Origin of the sequence: Humitalea rosea (assembly GCF_003253705.1) — a bacterium.
GTDB lineage: Bacteria > Pseudomonadota > Alphaproteobacteria > Acetobacterales > Acetobacteraceae > Humitalea > Humitalea rosea.
On sequence record NZ_QKYU01000012.1, the window covers coordinates 60,890 to 76,829 of the forward strand.

Genomic DNA, 15,940 nt, shown 5'->3' on the forward strand with positions numbered 1-15,940 from the left:
GCATTCTTGGGGAAACCGGAGACGCCGCCATGCTCGACCGCCCCACCCCCGTCCTTTCCATCGCCTCGATGAAGGAGAAGGTCACCCCCGCCGAATGGCAGGCGCGGATCGACCTCGCGGCCTGCTACCGCCTGCTCGCGCTGTATGGCATGGCCGACATGGGTGCCAACCATGTGTCCGTCCGCTGCCCGGGCGAGGACACCTTCCTCATCAACCCCTATGGCATGATGTATGAGGAGATCACCGCCTCCTCCCTCATCAAGATCGACCACACCGGCCGGATCGTGGACAAGACCGACTTCGGTGGCTTCGACTTCGGCGTGAACCGCGCGGGCTTCGTGATCCACAGCGCCGTGCACCAGGCCAAGCACGATCTGGCCTGCGTGATCCACACCCATACCTGGCCGGGCATGGCCGTCTCCTCGCTGGAGATCGGGCTGCTGCCGCTGACCCAGACCGCCATGCGTTTCGCGAAGATCGCCTATCATGATTACGCGGGCGTGGTGCTGGACCTGGAGATGCAGGCGCAGCTGGTCGCCGACCTTGGCGACTGCAACGCGATGATCCTGTACAATCACGGGCTGCTGACCGTGGGCCACACGATCCCCGAGGCGTTCAACGCGATGCACCGGCTGGAACTGTCCTGCAAGGCGCAGCTTGCCGCCATGGCCTGCAACACCCCGCTGCGCCATGCCAAGCCCGAAGTCGTCGAGGCGACCTACAACAACTACCAGCCCAAGACCCGCCGCCCCTATGGCGTGCAGGAATGGCCGGCGCTGCTGCGCCAGCTCGACCGGGTCGATCCCTCCTATGCCACCTGAACTGCCCTACCGCCCCAATGTCGGGGCGGTGTTGTTCAACCGCGCCGGCCTCGTCTTCGTGGGCCGGCGCGCCCCCCGGGACCATACCGACCAGGGCGCCGGGGCCTGGCAATTCCCGCAAGGCGGGCTGGACAAGGGCGAGGACCCCCGCGCCGCCATCTTGCGTGAGCTGGCGGAGGAGATCGGCACCGACCGTGCCGAGATCATCGGCGAGGTGCCGGGCTGGCTGAGCTACGACCTGCCACCGGCGCTGGTGGGCGTGGCCTGGAAGGGCAAATGGCGCGGCCAGACCCAGAAATGGTTCGCGCTGCGGTTTTTGGGCGAGGATGCCGACATCAAGCTGGATGCCGAGACCCCGGCCGAGTTCGACGCCTGGGCCTGGGTGAAGCTGGCCGAGACCCCGGCCATGGCGGCGGGCTTCAAGCGGCCGATCTATGAGCGGGTGGCGGAAGAGTTCTCACCCCTCGCGGCCGAGTAGGGCGGCGAGCGGCGGGTCGTTCGCTTCCGGCAGATCATGCAGCAGCTCGGCCGAGGTTTCGGCATCCGCGGCGGAAAGCCCGCCGCAGGCGACCGCCCAGGCCAGGAACACCCGATACAGCGCCAGCACATCCGAGCCGCAATAGGCGGCGATCCCCGCCCAGTCGCCGGCCGCGACCCGCCCCTCCACCTGCAACCCATCCATCCCCTCGGGCTTGGCCGAGGCGCCGACCACGGCCGCGGCCTCGGCCAGCGACGGGCGGGGGCTGGCGCCGAAATCCGCCAGCAGGTCGCATAGATCCAGATGCCGCGGCGAATACCGCCGCGTGTAGTGGTCGCCCTGGAACACCGCCGGCGCCGGCAGCCCCAGCGCCATGCAGCGCCAGCGCAGCACCGGCAGGTCAAAGCCCCGCGTGTTGAAGCCGACCAGCACCGGCCGCTCCCGCAAGCCCGCGATGAAGCGGCGCAGCAGTTCGGCCTCCGGCATGTCCCCGGTATGGCGGACGGAGAAGCGGGCGGGGCGGAACGGGCCTTCCGGGTCGTCGCGCTCCACCATCAGCAGCCCGATGCAAACCACGCGATGCAGCGGCGCCTTCACGAAGGCGGAGCCCGGCGCTGCGCCTGCGCGGGCGTAGCGCGCATCCAGCGCCTCGCGCAGCGCCGCGTCATCCAGCGCGCCCGCCGGGTCCAGCAGGCGCCGCGCGGCGGCGAGGTCCGGCACGGTCTCGAAGTCGAACACGCAGAGGCGATCCATGGCGGCAAACTGGCACGCCCCGCGCCGCTGCCCTATGGGGTGTCCATGTCACGCATCTGGTTCTTGCTGGGCGCCCTCGCGGGCCTCTCGGCCGTTGGCTTGTCGGCCTATGCCGCGCATGGGCTGGCCGAGGCCGCGCGCCCGGCCGTCGGCCAGGCCCTGAACATGCAGGGCTGGCACGCGCTGGCGCTGCTGGCGGTGGGGTTCCTGGCCGAACGGCGGGTGGGGCGGGCGGTGAGCTTCGCCGGCCTCGCCTTCGCGGTCGGGATGGCGATGTTCTGCGGCGCGGTCTGGTATGGCGCGCTGACCGGCGAGTCGGCCGGGCGCATCGCGCCGATCGGCGGGATGCTGCTGATGGCCGGCTGGGTCGCCTTCGGCCTCGCCGCGTGGCGGCGATGATGGGGGCGGCGATGATCGGCGCGGCCTACCTCGCCGCCACCGGCTACGAGCAGCCGCTGGCCGAGGAACTCGCGCGGCGCGGCCGCACCATCACCGCCTGGCATGGGCGCCTGGCACTTTCGCCCGAGCCGCCGATGGCCTCCATCTGGGCGCTGGAGGTCTGGACCGATCCGGTGGACATCCCCATCGCCAGCATCAAGACCGCGGCGATGGCCCTGCGCGGCATGCAGCGTAACTGGGCGCTGTATCCGCTGCTGCACCACCGCCGCGCCGCGCTGATCCATGAGGCGCTGCCGCCGGTGAAGGCCCGGCCGCTGACCTTCCCCGAAGCCGCGCCCACGGGGCATCTCGGCGGCTGGACCCTGCTCGCGACCGACCGGCTGCTGGCCAGCCCGACCAAGACCAGCCCCTTCGTGAACGGGGAGGTGGTCTTCGTCGAGGACCGGCTCGGCCCGCCCTCCCGCGCCTATCTGAAACTGTGGGAAGCGCTGACCCGGATCGGCCGCTGGCCGATGGTGGGCGAAAGCTGCCTCGACCTCGGCGCCTCCCCCGGCGGCTGGACCTGGGCGCTGGCCAAGCTCGGCGCGCGCGTGGTGGCGGTGGACAAGGCGCCGCTGGACCACCAGATCGCCGCCATGCCCGGGGTCAGCGAACGGCAGGAAAGCGCCTTTGGCCTCGACCCGCGCACCGAGCCGCCGGTGGATTGGTTGTTCAGCGACATCATTTGTTACCCGGAGCGATTGCTGACCCTGGTGCAGGCCTGGATCGCCGCCGGAACCGCGCGAAATATCGTCTGCACCATCAAATTCCAGGGTGAAACCGATTTCGCGGCCCTGGATGCCTTCGCGGCGATCCCTGGAGCGGTGATTTTCCACGGCGCGCATAACAAGCATGAGGCGATGTTCACCCGCCTTGGGTGACGCCCATGTTGACGCGGCGCCCCCTCGCGTGCGGAATCCCGCCAATGCCTTGAATGCCTTGGGGGGAAAGTTGCGATGTCAGACGATCTGATCGCCGTGAAGCCGGCCGTCGCTGCCGGCACGCATGTCGATGCGGCCCGGCACGCCGCGATGACGGCCGAAGCCATCGCCGATCCCAATGGCTTCTGGCGCCGAGAGGCCGGGCGCATCGCGTGGATGACCACCCCGACCCAGATCAAGGACGTGGATTTCACCGGCGACGTCCATATCCGCTGGTATGCGGATGGGGTGCTGAACGCCTCGGTCTCCTGCCTGGACCGGCATCTCGCGACCCGCGGCGACCAGGTGGCGATCATCTGGGAGGGCGATGACCCCGCCAGCGATGCCAAGATCACCTATCGCGAATTGCACGCCCGGGTCTGCCGGCTGGCCAATGCGCTGCGCGCCCAGGGCGTGAAGAAGGGCGACCGGGTCACGATCTATCTGCCGATGATCGTGGAGGCCGCGGTCGCCATGCTCGCCTGCGCCCGCGTCGGCGCGGTGCATTCCATCGTCTTCGGCGGGTTTTCGCCGGACAGCCTCGCGACCCGCATCCAGGAAAGCGAGAGCACCATCCTGCTCACCGCCGACGAGGGCCGCCGCGGCGGCCGCAAGGTCGCGCTGAAGGCCAATGCGGATGAGGCGCTGAAGTCCTGCCCGACCATCACCTCGGTCATCGTCGCCCGCAACACCGGCGGCGCCGTCGAGATGCAGGATGGCCGGGATTACTGGTGGTCCGATGTCTGCGACAGCCAGCCCGCCGAATGCATGCCGGAGCCGATGAACGCCGAGGACCCGCTGTTCATCCTCTATACCAGCGGCAGCACCGGCAAGCCGAAGGGCGTGCTGCACACCACCGGCGGCTACATGGTCTGGGCCAGCTACACGCATGAGCTGGTGTTCGACTACCGCCCTGGTGAGGTTTACTGGTGCACTGCGGATGTCGGCTGGGTCACGGGGCATACCTATATCGTCTATGGGCCGCTGGCCAATGGCGCGACCACGCTGATGTTCGAAGGCGTGCCGAACTACCCCGATGTCGGGCGGTTCTGGCAGGTGGTGGACAAGCACAAGGTCAATATCTTCTACACCGCCCCCACCGCGATCCGCTCCCTGATGCGCGAGGGCGAGGCCCCGGTGCGCAAGCACAGCCGCGCCTCGCTGCGGATCCTGGGATCGGTCGGCGAGCCGATCAACCCGGAGGCCTGGCTCTGGTATTACCGCGTGGTCGGCGACGAGCGCTGCCCGGTGGTGGACACCTGGTGGCAGACCGAGACCGGCGGCATCCTGATCTCGCCCTTGCCTGGGGCGGTGGCCCAAAAACCGGGATCGGCGACCCTGCCGCTGCCAGGCGTGCTGCCGGCGCTGGTCGATGGCGAAGGCAAGCTGATGGAGGGCGCGGCCGAGGGCAACCTCGTCCTGCTGGACGCCTGGCCCGGCATGATGCGGACGGTCTATGGCGACCATGCCCGCTTCGTGCAGACCTATTTCAGCACCTTTCCGGGCATGTACTTCACCGGCGACGGCGCCCGGCGGGATGCCGATGGCTATTACTGGATCACCGGCCGCGTGGATGACGTGATCAATGTCGCAGGCCACCGCATGGGCACCGCCGAGATCGAAAGCGCGCTGGTCGCCCATACAAAGGTCGCCGAGGCCGCCGTCGTCGGCATGCCGCATGACATCAAGGGCCAGGGCATCTACGCCTATGTCACGCTCAAGACCGGGATCGAGCCGACCGACGCCTTGAAGAAGGAGTTGATCGCCTGGGTCCGCAAGGAGATCGGGCCGATTGCGACGCCGGATGCGATCCAATGGGCGCCCGGCCTGCCCAAGACCCGTTCGGGCAAGATCATGCGCCGCATCCTGCGCAAGATCGCGGCGAATGAGGTCGATGGGATCGGCGATACCAGCACGCTCGCCGATCCGACGGTGGTGACCGACCTGGTGGACAACCGGGTCGGGTAGCCGAAGCCGCCCGTCAGGCGGCTTCGGCCGGCTTCGGCATCGCGGCCGGGCTGTCGCCCCGCGCCAGTTCGACCGCCCGGGCCGCCGCGGCCCGCGCGGCATCGAGGTCGCCCATCGCCATAAACAGGTTGGACAGGTCGGTGTGCGTCCTCGGGTCCAGCGGGTCGAGCGCCAGCGCCTGATCGAGCCAACCCCGCGCCGCGGCGAAGTCCCGCCGGCGCGACTCGATATGGCCGCGTCGCCGCAGCAGCGCCGCATCCGGCACCGGGCTGCAGGCAATCGCGCCCTCGATGGCGGCCGCAGCCTCGTCCAGCCTGCCCTCGGTGATGCGAAGGTGAGACAGGTCGAGGTAGGTTCCGACATCCTCCGGCCAATCCGCCAGCACCTGTTCCAGCAACGCGCCCGCCCGGGCAGGATTGCCGCGCCGTGCCTCGATGGTGCTCAGGCGGCGCAGCAGGCGGGATGTGTTGCCCACGCCCCGGGCGATCGCGGCCTCCGCGGCCTCGGCGGCTCCCTCCAGATCGCCCTCGCCGATCCGCAGGCCGGCGAGCTCGTAATGGGGCCAGGGATTTTCAGGTGCGCTGACAATCGCCTCCTGCAGCGCGCGCTGGGCGGCGTCGATATTCCGCCGGCGCGTCTCGATGCCCGAAAGGCGCAGCAGGTAGGTGATGCGGCTAGGACCGCTGCTGCGCTCCAGGGCCGCCTCGCAGGCCTCCGCCGCGCCGTCCAGATCGTTCATCGCCAGCCGCGCGCCCGCCAGATCGAACAGCGTGGTCGCATCATCGGGATCGACGCTCAGCGCCTGGACCAGGAGCTGCTGCGCGGCCGCAAAGTCCTTGCGGCGCGTCTCGATATGGGCCCGGCGGCGCAGGACGCCGCCTGGGGCCACCGTGGTCAGGCTGTGCCCGATCCGCGCGGCTTCCGCGGCGGCGCCCAGGTCACCCTGTGCCATGCGCAGCCCCGCCAGATGCAGATGCGGCCCCGGATCCTCGGGCGCGAAAGCGATGGCCTGCTCGGCCATTTCCACGGCACGACCGGGATTGTTGCGCCGGGCCTCGATGGTGCTCAACTGGATGTGGAAATGGGGAAACGTGCTCGTATTGCGGGCAATCGCGGCCTCGGCGGCTTCACCGGCCTCGGCCAACGCGCCTTCCTCCAGCCGCAGCCCGGCGAGATCGAAGTAGAGCCACGGATCGTCCGGCGTGGCCGCGATCGCTTCCCGCAACAGGCCGTTCGCGACCGCGATATTGCCGCGGCGGCTCTCGATCCTCACCAGCATGCGCAGGGCCGAGGTCCGCGACACCGGGGTGGTCCGGGCCAGGGCCGCCTCGGCCGAGGTGGCGGCGCGACCGAAATCGCCCTTCGTCATCTGCAGTTTGGCCAGGTCGAGATGGGCGCGATAGTTTTCGGGATCGTCGGCAAGGGCGAGGCTCAGCATCGCTTCCGCCGCCACCAGGTCGCCGCGGCGGGAGTCGATGCTGGCCAGCCGCAGGTAGAAGGGCGCCAGCTTGCCGACATTCGCGGCCTTCGCCCGCTGCAGCGCGGCCTCCGCCTCGGCCCGGTCGGCGGCGATGCGTTCGGCCGCGACCGCCTGCGGGTTGATGTCGCCAATGCCGGCCGCGCCATAGCCGCCGGCCGGCTCGATGCCGAGCAGACGGGCCATCCGCTGGCGTGCGGCGGGCAGCAGCAGCTCGTAGTCGTCGACCATCAGGCTCAGGGCTTCCGGCGTCTGCACCCCGGCCAGCTCCTCCCGCGTCCAGCCCAGCTTCGGCTTGCCCAGGCCGAAGATGACGGCGCGCGTCAGGCGGCGGATCAGCGTCCATTCGGCGACGTGGTGCGAGAGCTGATCGATCGTGCCGGTATCGGCCGCGGCGCCGAATTCGGTGGCCAGCTCCGCCGCCAGCCGGGCAAAGGCCGCGTAGCGGATATTGACGAACATCTGCCGCGACAGCTGGTAGTAGCGCGCGGCGCGCCCGGCCAGGCCGCGCTCGGCCAGCTCGTCGTCATCCTCGACGGTGATGATCTCGGGCGGGGTCGGCAAATTGAGGCGCGGCGGCGCCGGCGGCCGGGGGGCGGGAGGCTTGGCGGCAGGGGCGGCCTTGGCCTCATCCGGCTTGGCCACCTCGGGCTTGGCGTCGTCGGGCTTGGGCTCATTCCGCGCGCCGCGCAGGCCCCGTATCTGCGGCACCAGATCGGCGACGCCGAGCTGGAGCATCAGCTGCTGCAGATCGGCCTTGATCTCCAGCAGATAGTCTTCCGAGTCCGGCTGCAGCGCGCCGATGATGCTCTTCAGCCAGGGCGGGATATTCATGCGCACCAGATCGCCGAAGTCGCCGAACTGCACCTGGCGCTGGTCGCCGTCGCGGAAGCGCAGGAACTGGCGGTAGACCTCCGGCCGCACCCCGAAATCGGGCGGCAGCTCGACCAGGACGGTGCAGAGGCGGGAGGCGAAGGTGAAGCCGTAGGCCGGCGATTCCAGCGCCCAGCGCCGCCCCTCGACCATGGCATAGACCTCGCCGTTCGAGAGCACCGCGCCGAGCCCGACCGGGTTCACCGGCAGCGACAGCGGCGGCGAGGCCGTCCCGCGGTAGCAATAGTGGATCACGATCCCCTCCTCCACCGGGACGCGTTCGAAGCGGTCGAACTGCTTCGCGCCGAGCGGGGGATCGAACAGGACGGTCTGGGGGCTGCCGGCAACGGCGCGGTCCACCTGGAGCGTGACGCCCCGGGGCAGGCGGAAGAAGCGCCGGCTCAGCGCCTGCATCAGCCAGTCGCGCGGCACCGCCGGATCGTCGCCATAGGGCGAGAGGATGGTGTTCTGCTCCTCGGCATTGCCGAGCAGCACCACCTCGGTCCAGTCGTGGTCGAGCCGGCGGCGGCCCTCGGCCCGGCACTCCTCGGTGACATCCAGCACCTCGGCGGCTTCGCCCTCGGCCGCGGCCTGCAGCAGCCGGCCATAGACGCCGCCACGCTGGCCAAGAATGATCTGCGCGACCAAGCCATGGCGGCAGGAGCGGTAGCGCAGGCCCAGCTTGTTGGAGGACAGCGAGGCGACCTTCGCGCCCATGCCGAAGTTGCCATCCAGCGCCTGGGTCTTGAAGAGCGACGACGACAGGTCCGACATCTGCAGCAGCTCCTCGGGGGAGAGCCCGCGGCCGGTGTTCCAGATGCTCAGCTTGGGCGTGCCGCCAATGCGGCTGGACGAAATTTGTACGAATGGTGCGGTATCGGTCGCGGAGGTGGCTGCTTCCAGCGCATTCACCACCAATTCACGCAACATCATTGTTTTCGGGCAGCGCTCGATTGTGGACGCCACCAAAAATGCCTCATCGGCAATGCGGAGGGGGACAATGTCGGTATTGGATGACATTTGAAACAATTCTCCGAACTGGATAGCACTCGAATGCGGCACGTTGCCGGCCCTTTTATGGCAGCCGGTGACATCCCATTTTGCACCGGGCGCAATAAGGCTGTGCCGGCTCTTGTAAAGCAAATCCTGTTCCAATGAAGCGCCTGATTGTCGACGGCTCGCGCAGCTGTGTTCGCGCCGGCACGAGTCTAGCGAATTCCCGCGCGCATGAACGACTGCACGAACTGCCGCTGGAACAGCAGGAAGCCGAGCAGCAGCGGTGCCGAGGTCATCAGCGTGGCCGCGCTGATGATGGACCAGTCGATGCCCTGATCGGTGGAGGCGAAGACCGACAGCCCCACCGTCAGCGGGCGCGTCTCCACCGTGTTGGTGATGACCAGCGGCCAAAGAAAGTTGTTCCAGTGGAACGACACCGAGGTCAACCCGTAGGCCAGATAGGTCGGCCGCGCCAAGGGCACATAGACCCGCATCAGGATGCGGAAGGTGCCGCAGCCCTCGACGCGGGCGGCATCATCCAGTTCCTTCGGCACCTGCTTGAAGGTCTGCCGCAACAGGAAGATGCCGAAGGCCGAGGCCATGTAGGGCAGCCCGATCGCCAGGATCGTGTCCACCAGCCCCAGCGCGCGCATGGTGCGGTAGTTCTCGACCAGCAGCACATCGGGCAGGATCATGAGTTGCAGCAGCACCAGCCCGAACAGCAGCCCGCTGCCGGGAAACTTCGCGCGGGCGAAGGCGAAGCCCGCCAGCGTGCAGAGCACCAACTGCGCCGCGAGCACGCTCGTCACCAGCAGGAAGGTGTTGAGGAAGTAGCGCCCGAACGGTGCCGCCGCCCAGGCCGCGGTGAAATTGTCGAAGGTCAGCGGCGCCAGCAGATCGAACCGCGTCGCATACATCGACGGATGCACCGCGGCCCAAAGCGCATAGGCCAGCGGCGCGATCCAGAGCAGGCCGAGCAGCCAGGCCGCCAGGGTTTCCAGCGTGCGGCTCATTGGTAATGCGTCCGGCGTTCGACCACCAGGAACTGCACGGCGGCGACCGTCGCCAGGATCGCCAGCAGCACCACGGTCATCGCCGAAGCCGAGGCGGTATCCCAGAAGCGAAACCCGAGTTCGTAGATATATGTCAGCAGCAATGCGGTCGCATTGTCCGGCCCGCCGCGCGTCATGACGATGATGTGGTCCACCAGACGGAAGGCGTTGATCACGGCATTGACCAGGATGAACAGCGTGGTCGGCCCCAGCAGCGGCAGCACCACGCGCCACAGAATTCGTGCGCGCGAGGCGCCTTCGACGGCCGCGGCCTCCAGCAGCACCGGCGGGATCGCCTGGAGTGCCGCGAGGTAGAAGATCATGAAGAAGCCGGCTTCCTTCCAGACGGCGACAACGATCATCGCGCCCAGCGCGGTCTCGTGCGAGCCGAGCCAGTTGGTCGGCCCCCAGCCGAAGAGGAATTGCGTCGCGCGATCCAGCAGCCCGTAGTCAGGCGTGAAGAAGAACAGCCAGAGGTTCGCCACCGCGATCATCGGCAGCACGGTCGGCGTGAAATAGGCCATGCGCAGCGCGGTGCGGCCCTTGAGCTTGCCGTTCACCCAAAGCGCCATCAGCAGCGCGAGCCCGACCGAGATCGGGATCGTCGCTACTGCATAAACAAGGTTGTTCCACAGCGCCTGCCAGAAGATCGGGTCCTCGGCGAGAAAGCGGAAGTTGTCGAGCCCCACGAAGCGCGCGGGCCGGTTGGCCCGCGGCGTCGAGAACAGCGCGTGCCACAGCGTGGCGACGGCCGGGTAATGCGTGAAGGCCACCAGCAACAGCAGCGCCGGGCTCAACATGAGCCAGGCGTGCAGGGTCGTGCGGTCCTTCATCGCGGTTGCGTCAGTTATAGGGACGCAGGATGCGGGTCGCCTCGGCCTGGGCATCGGCCATCGCCGGCACCGCCGCCTTGCGCCCCGTCAGCGCCGCCTGAAGCTGATCGTTCAGCGCCTTGGTCACGCGCTGGTTCTCATGCGTCGAGAGTTCGGCGACGGCATCAGGCAACTGGTCGCGCGCCTCGGCCGCGGCGGGGAAATCGGCGACATAGGCGCGCATCGCCGAAGTCTCCCAGGCGGCCGGGGTGACGGCGACATACCCCGTCTCGATGCCCCAATTCGCCGCGCGGTCCGGCGTGGTCAGGAAACGGGCGAATTTCGCCGCCGCCTCGCGCTGCGCCGGGCTCGCGGATTTGAACACATAGAGGTTGCCACCGCCGGTCGGGCTGCCGCGACGGCGGCCGGCCGGCAGCTTGGCGACACCGAAGGGGAAGGGCGCGTTGCGGCGCACGTTGGTGAGGTTGCCCGTCGTGGTCCACATGATCGCCGTCTTGCGCTCGAAGAAGTCGCGCGGGGTGGTGCCCCATTCGACGATGCCCGGCGGGTGCACCATGTGCTTCTGCGACAGGTCCATCCAGTATTGCAGCGCCTCGGCGACCTTGGGATCGCTGTAGGCGACGCGGGTGCCCTCGGCATTCATCAGCCGCACGTCGTTCTGCGTGGTCAGCGCCTGGAACAGCCAATAGGGAAAGCCGGAGGAGGGGATCTGGAGGCCCCACTGCGTCACCTGGCCACCCTCGCGCTTCGTCAGTTTTTGGGCGAAGGCGAGCTGTTCGGCCCAGTCCTGCGGCGCCTTGTCGGCGTCGAGGCCGGCGGCGCTGAACGCTTCCTTGTTCCAGAACTGCACGATGGTCGAACGCTGGAACGGGATGCCCCAGGTCTTGCCCGCGGTGCGGCTGTTTTCCAGAAAGCTCGGGTAGAAGCTGTCGAGCCAGGGGGCGTCGCTGCCGGGCAGGTCGTCCCAGGCGACGATCGCCTCCTCGTCGATCAGGGTGAAGATGTCCACGGCCAGCAGGCAGGCCATCTGCGGCGCATCGCCGCCGCGCATCGAGGTCAGCGTCTTGGTCAGCGTGTCCTGGTAGGAGCCGGCATAGACCGGCTTGATGCGGATGCCCGGGTTTTCGCGGCTGAAGGCCTCGGCATAGCCGTCGATCAGCTTGGTGATCGGACCACCCACCGCGACCGGGTAGTTGAAGGTGATCTCGACCGGCGCCTGGGCCTGCACGGCAGGTGCGGCCAGGAAGGGCGCGCTGGCCAGGGTGGCCAAGGCGGTGCGGCGGGTCAGGCTCATGGCGTGTCGATCCTCTCGGGGTGAAGGCTTTGCTGGGCCGCGCGGAAAAAATCCGGCAGGCGCCGGCCGGTCGCGGCGTCGAAAAGATGCTGGGGCGGCGGCAGCCGCAGCCGCAGCGGAGTGCCCGCGGCCATCGCGTGGTGCCCGGGCACCCGGGCCTGCACCATCTGCCCGGCGGTGCCGAGGGCGCAGCTCAGCACCGTCTCCGCGCCCAAAAATTCCACCGCCAGCACCGCCGCCGGCAGGCCGTGGCCATCGGTCGGCACCACCTCCTCCGGCCGCACGCCGAGCAGGCCGCCCGCCGCCTCGGCCGGGGCCACCGCATGGCCGGGCAGGCCGGCGATGACGGCACCGCCCTGCCCTGCCTCCAGCCGCAGCAGCGACATCGGCGGCGTGCCGATGAAGGAGGCCGCGAAGACCGTGGCGGGGCGGGCGTAGAGTTCGGCCGGGGTGGCGTCCTGTTCGATCCGGCCCTCGCGCATCAGCACGACCTGGTCGGCCATGCTCATGGCCTCGGCCTGATCGTGGGTGACATAGACCATGGTCAGGCCGAGCCGCTGTTGCAGCGCGCGAATCTCGCGCCGCATCTCGGCGCGCAGCTTGGCGTCGAGGTTGGAGAGCGGTTCATCCATCAGGCAGATCGGCGCCTCGGCCACCACCGCGCGGGCCAGCGCCACGCGCTGCTGCTGCCCGCCGGAGAGCTGGCTCGGCCGGCGGGCCAGCAGGGCGCCAAGGCCCAGCATGTCCGCCGCACGCGCCAGCCGGGCCTCACGCTCGCCCCGCGCGGTGCCGCGCGCGCGCAGGCCAAAGACGATGTTCTCGGCGACGGAGAGATGCGGGAACAGCGCGTAGGACTGGAACACCATGGCGATGCCGCGCGCCGCCGGCGGCAGCCCCGCGACATCCCGCCCGCCGAGGAACAGCCGCCCGGCGGCCGGCGCCTCCAGCCCCGCCATCACCCGCAGCAAGGTCGATTTGCCGCAGCCGGAGGGGCCGAGCAGGACGAGGAAGGTGCCGGCGGGGGCCGAAAGCGTCACATCGGCCAAGGCCCGGGTAGAGCCAAAGCTCTTGGCGACCCCATCCAGGCGAATGGCGCCCCTGCTGTCCTGCTGCGTCGAAATCATGCGCGCCGCCTTAACCGGGCAGCACGTCGCTCCGATGACAACAGGGTTTCAGATGCGTGACATCAACCCGTCCCGAAGACCTTGCCCCAGGCATCGCGCAGCGCCGCATCCAGCGCCGGCATATCCGCCGTGATGCCCAGGTCGGCGAGGCTGGTCACCCCATGCTGGCTGATCCCGCAGGGCACGATGCCCGAGAAATGCCCGAGGTCCGGCGCCAGATTCACCGCGACTCCATGCCAGGCGACCCAGCGGGTCACCCGCACGCCGATCGCCGCGACCTTGTCCTCCCGCCCGCCGCCGCGATCGACCCAGAGGCCGATCCGCCCCTCCCGCCGCTCCGCGGTCACGCCGAGGCTGGCCAAGGCGGTGATGACCCAGCCCTCCAGCGCATGGACATAGGCGCGGATGTCGCGCGGCGGGATCGCGCGATCCTCCCGCGTCAGGTCCAGCATCACATAGGCGGTGCGCTGGCCGGGGCCGTGATAGGTCCATTGCCCGCCCCGCCCGGCGGCGAACACCGGGAATCGGGGGTCCAGCATGCCCTCGGGCGTGGCGGAGGTGCCGCTGGTGTAGGTGGGGGGGTGTTCGACCAGCCAGACGAGGTCGCAGGCCGTCCCGGCCCGGAGTCCGGCCACCCGCGCGGCCATCGCCGCCAGCGCCTGCGGATATGGCAGCAGCCCCGGTGCGGTTATCCACGCAGGGCCAGTTGAACCCGCGCGCATCATAGGATAAGTCCCCGGCCTCTGCGGTCGTGGCGGAATGGTAGACGCGCCAGCTTGAGGTGCTGGTAGGGGCAACCCTGTGGAAGTTCGAATCTTCTCGACCGCACCAGTACTTTACCTCTGAGTATCGGGGCCTGCCCGGAAACGGTGGCCCGCCAAGCGTGGTGGCACCGTTTTCCGTCGATGGCCATGGCCGGACGGCCCGCTTCCCGCATCGCTGATCCGCGAATCGGCCGGGCCGGCTCATCCAGCCCGCTCATCCAGCTATGAACGGCCAAATACAACTTCCGGTGGCAATTTTTACCGGCGCGACACATATATGTCCGCTGATGTCGCACAATTTCCTTAACCCATACCTGCTGCTCGCCGCTGGAAAGCTAGGCAAGGTGAAGGCCGCCCTGGCCCGGCGCCTGCCGCCGCGCGCCGTCGCGGCCCTGCGGAGCCGGCGCGGCGCCACGGCCGCGCTGTTCGCGGTCAGCGGCACCGCGCTGATCGCGATGGCCGGCTTGGCGACGGAGGGCAGCGGCTACTACCTCGCCTCCCGCGACGCGCAGAACAGCGCCGATGTCGCGGCGATGGCGGCGGCCTCGGCCTACCAGTTCCGCGGTCGCCCGGCGGCGCTCGGCGCGGCATCGGAGGTTTCGGTCCGCAACGGGCTGAATGCGGCGATGGTCACGGTCCGCAACCCGCCGACCACAGGTAGCCTCGTCGGCAATAGCAATGCCTTCGAGGTGCTGATCGCCAAGCCCTATCACTTCAACCTGGCCCGCCCCTTCGTCACCAATGGGCAGTTGCAGGTGAATGCGCGGGCCGTGTCGGTGCTGCAGGCGACGACGCCGGCCTGCATCCTCTCGCTCACCGGGCCGCTGACGATCCAGAACTCCAGCTCCTTCCAGGCGCCGGGCTGCGCCATCGGCTCCAATGCGGCGGGCGCCTCGGTGTCCATCCCGCAGTCGAATTCGACGGTGGTGGCGCGGGCGGTGATGAGCCTCGGCACCTGCTCCGGGTGCAGCAACACCCGCTGGAGCTTCACCGAGGGCTACCAGGAACACGCCCCCCCGCTGACCAACCCGTATGCGAGCCTGGATACCAAGCCCTATACGACCGCGACCGGCGCCTCCTGCCTGAACACCGCGCAGCTCAACGTGAATGGGCCGATCGCGCCGACCGGAACCAACAAGGCCTATTGCGGCCCGGTCAACGTCTCCAACACCTCGGCCGTCACCTTCACCCCCGGGACCTATGTCTTCCAGAATGCGTCGCTGACGGTCGGCAGCATCACCAGCTTCACCTGCAACGGCTGCACCTTCATCTTCCGCGGGACCTCGCCCGGCAATCTCAGCATCAGCAACATGTCGACCGCCAACCTCACGGCGCCGTCGAGCAACAGCAGCGATGCGGATTACAACGGCATCCTGTTCCACCGCACGACCGGCGGCACCATGGGCACCTCGGGCGCGCCGAACCTGAACCTGCAGAGCGTCTCGACCTTCAACCTCGCGGGCGGCATCTACTTCCCCGGCTCCTATGTCCGCATCGGCAATGTCAGCTCCAGCAGCACGGCCAATTGCCTGGCGCTGGTCGCGGGGACGGTGGATATCGGCAACCTCAGCAGTTTCCGCTTCGATGTCTCCGGCTGCCACAACTACGGCACCAACATCCCCGCCGCGCGCATCGCGCGGCTGGTGGAATGAAGATGATCCGCCTCGGCCGCAAAGGCATCGCCGCCACCGAATTCGCGCTGGTCGCGCCGGTGCTGCTGCTGCTGTTCGTGACGATGTACGACATCGGCAATGCGATGTGGCGGACCACGCGGCTGGAGCTGGCGGCGCGGGCCGGGGCGCAATATGCCTTCGCCAAGCCGCTGGACAATACCGGCATCACCAGCACGGTGATGAACCAGCTCTCGGGCTGGAGCGGGGTCACCGTCGGCTCCACCGCCATGGTCTGCAAATGCGACAACGGCGCCGCCGCGAACTGCGTCACCGGCACCTGCACCACGGGCGGCGTGACGCAGGCGCCGATCGGATATGTCTCGATCACCGTCACCCAGCCCTATACCTTCGTCTCGCCGATCAGCGCGGCGCTGCTGCCGCAGTTTGCCACGCTAAGGGGCAATGTGGAGCTGCGGGTACACTGAGCAGCCCTGCCGCCCCGCACGTTGCCTTGGGCGCCATAGCCGCCCATCTTG

General features: G+C 68.8%; 14 protein-coding genes and 1 tRNA gene. 8 read left to right on the forward strand and 7 right to left on the reverse strand.

Annotation, left to right across the window (positions count from 1 at the left end; translation table 11 throughout):
* Nucleotides 1–29: 29 nt before the first annotated feature.
* A complete protein-coding gene (locus C8P66_RS11790; RefSeq protein ID WP_211314123.1) occupies nt 30–821 on the forward strand; it encodes a class II aldolase/adducin family protein in 792 nt (263 codons plus the stop codon).
* Nucleotides 811–1,299 (forward strand): RNA pyrophosphohydrolase, encoded by a 489-nt coding sequence (locus tag C8P66_RS11795; protein ID WP_111398466.1) that lies wholly within the window; start codon nt 811–813, stop codon nt 1,297–1,299. The genes C8P66_RS11790 and C8P66_RS11795 overlap by 11 nt, the downstream gene beginning before the upstream one ends.
* Here the strand turns inward: C8P66_RS11795 and C8P66_RS11800 are convergent.
* On the reverse strand, nt 1,279–2,052 hold the full coding sequence (locus C8P66_RS11800) for a 3'-5' exonuclease (RefSeq protein ID WP_111398467.1): 774 nt from the start codon (nt 2,050–2,052) through the stop codon (nt 1,279–1,281). The two genes, C8P66_RS11795 and C8P66_RS11800, sit on opposite strands and share 21 nt — an antisense overlap.
* Nucleotides 2,053–2,097: 45 nt before the next feature.
* On the opposite strand from C8P66_RS11800, the gene C8P66_RS11805 reads away from it, so the two are divergent.
* From C8P66_RS11805 to acs, 3 genes are all read left to right on the forward strand, one after another.
* A complete protein-coding gene (locus tag C8P66_RS11805) occupies nt 2,098–2,451 on the forward strand; it encodes a DUF423 domain-containing protein (protein ID WP_111398468.1) in 354 nt (117 codons plus the stop codon).
* Entirely contained in the window at nt 2,448–3,371 is a 924-nt protein-coding gene (locus tag C8P66_RS11810) for an SAM-dependent methyltransferase (RefSeq protein ID WP_245903472.1), read from the forward strand. The genes C8P66_RS11805 and C8P66_RS11810 overlap by 4 nt, the downstream gene beginning before the upstream one ends.
* A gap of 75 nt (nt 3,372–3,446) precedes the next feature.
* Entirely contained in the window at nt 3,447–5,378 is a 1,932-nt protein-coding gene (gene acs, locus C8P66_RS11815; protein ID WP_111398469.1) for an acetate--CoA ligase, read from the forward strand.
* 13 nt (nt 5,379–5,391) lie between these two features.
* Here the strand turns inward: acs and C8P66_RS11820 are convergent, their stop codons facing one another.
* The 6 genes from C8P66_RS11820 to lipB all read right to left on the reverse strand — a co-directional run bounded on the left by C8P66_RS11820 (nt 5,392) and on the right by lipB (nt 13,749).
* Nucleotides 5,392–8,661, reverse strand: a complete 3,270-nt coding sequence (locus C8P66_RS11820) for a tetratricopeptide repeat protein (RefSeq protein WP_111398470.1) — start codon at nt 8,659–8,661, stop codon at nt 5,392–5,394.
* 275 nt (nt 8,662–8,936) lie between these two features.
* The gene (locus C8P66_RS11825; protein ID WP_111398471.1) at nt 8,937–9,737 is read right to left on the reverse strand and encodes a carbohydrate ABC transporter permease; all 801 of its coding nucleotides are present in this window, start codon (nt 9,735–9,737) and stop codon (nt 8,937–8,939) included.
* The gene (locus C8P66_RS11830; RefSeq protein WP_111398472.1) at nt 9,734–10,609 is read right to left on the reverse strand and encodes a carbohydrate ABC transporter permease; all 876 of its coding nucleotides are present in this window, start codon (nt 10,607–10,609) and stop codon (nt 9,734–9,736) included. The genes C8P66_RS11825 and C8P66_RS11830 overlap by 4 nt, the downstream gene beginning before the upstream one ends.
* Before the next feature lie 10 nt (nt 10,610–10,619).
* Nucleotides 10,620–11,903, reverse strand: a complete 1,284-nt coding sequence (locus C8P66_RS11835) for an ABC transporter substrate-binding protein (RefSeq protein ID WP_111398473.1) — start codon at nt 11,901–11,903, stop codon at nt 10,620–10,622.
* Complete coding sequence (locus tag C8P66_RS11840; RefSeq protein ID WP_111398474.1) at nt 11,900–13,027, reverse strand: ABC transporter ATP-binding protein; 1,128 nt, start codon at nt 13,025–13,027, stop codon at nt 11,900–11,902. The genes C8P66_RS11835 and C8P66_RS11840 overlap by 4 nt, the downstream gene beginning before the upstream one ends.
* A gap of 62 nt (nt 13,028–13,089) precedes the next feature.
* On the reverse strand, nt 13,090–13,749 hold the full coding sequence (lipB, locus tag C8P66_RS11845; protein WP_408882092.1) for a lipoyl(octanoyl) transferase LipB: 660 nt from the start codon (nt 13,747–13,749) through the stop codon (nt 13,090–13,092).
* Between the two features lie 23 nt (nt 13,750–13,772).
* Between lipB and C8P66_RS11850 the strand changes: the two genes are divergently transcribed.
* The 3 genes from C8P66_RS11850 to C8P66_RS11860 all read left to right on the forward strand — a co-directional run bounded on the left by C8P66_RS11850 (nt 13,773) and on the right by C8P66_RS11860 (nt 15,889).
* A tRNA-Leu gene (locus C8P66_RS11850) sits at nt 13,773–13,858 on the forward strand.
* Nucleotides 13,859–14,135: 277 nt separating this feature from the next.
* Nucleotides 14,136–15,443, forward strand: coding sequence for a pilus assembly protein TadG-related protein (locus C8P66_RS11855; RefSeq protein ID WP_158537222.1), 1,308 nt, complete (start codon nt 14,136–14,138; stop codon nt 15,441–15,443).
* Nucleotides 15,440–15,889 (forward strand): TadE/TadG family type IV pilus assembly protein, encoded by a 450-nt coding sequence (locus tag C8P66_RS11860; RefSeq protein ID WP_111398477.1) that lies wholly within the window; start codon nt 15,440–15,442, stop codon nt 15,887–15,889. The genes C8P66_RS11855 and C8P66_RS11860 overlap by 4 nt, the downstream gene beginning before the upstream one ends.
* Nucleotides 15,890–15,940: the final 51 nt, after the last annotated feature.

Coding starts and splice junctions, on each gene's coding strand:
- C8P66_RS11790 (WP_211314123.1), top strand. CDS start 30: ATGCTCGACCGCCCCACCCCCGTCCTTTCCATCGCCTCGATGAAGGAG.
- C8P66_RS11795 (WP_111398466.1), top strand. CDS start 811: ATGCCACCTGAACTGCCCTACCGCCCCAATGTCGGGGCGGTGTTGTTC.
- C8P66_RS11800 (WP_111398467.1), bottom strand. CDS start 2,052: ATGGATCGCCTCTGCGTGTTCGACTTCGAGACCGTGCCGGACCTCGCC.
- C8P66_RS11805 (WP_111398468.1), top strand. CDS start 2,098: ATGTCACGCATCTGGTTCTTGCTGGGCGCCCTCGCGGGCCTCTCGGCC.
- C8P66_RS11810 (WP_245903472.1), top strand. CDS start 2,448: ATGATGGGGGCGGCGATGATCGGCGCGGCCTACCTCGCCGCCACCGGC.
- acs (WP_111398469.1), top strand. CDS start 3,447: ATGTCAGACGATCTGATCGCCGTGAAGCCGGCCGTCGCTGCCGGCACG.
- C8P66_RS11820 (WP_111398470.1), bottom strand. CDS start 8,661: ATGATGTTGCGTGAATTGGTGGTGAATGCGCTGGAAGCAGCCACCTCC.
- C8P66_RS11825 (WP_111398471.1), bottom strand. CDS start 9,737: ATGAGCCGCACGCTGGAAACCCTGGCGGCCTGGCTGCTCGGCCTGCTC.
- C8P66_RS11830 (WP_111398472.1), bottom strand. CDS start 10,609: ATGAAGGACCGCACGACCCTGCACGCCTGGCTCATGTTGAGCCCGGCG.
- C8P66_RS11835 (WP_111398473.1), bottom strand. CDS start 11,903: ATGAGCCTGACCCGCCGCACCGCCTTGGCCACCCTGGCCAGCGCGCCC.
- C8P66_RS11840 (WP_111398474.1), bottom strand. CDS start 13,027: ATGATTTCGACGCAGCAGGACAGCAGGGGCGCCATTCGCCTGGATGGG.
- lipB (WP_408882092.1), bottom strand. CDS start 13,749: ATGCGCGCGGGTTCAACTGGCCCTGCGTGGATAACCGCACCGGGGCTG.
- C8P66_RS11860 (WP_111398477.1), top strand. CDS start 15,440: ATGAAGATGATCCGCCTCGGCCGCAAAGGCATCGCCGCCACCGAATTC.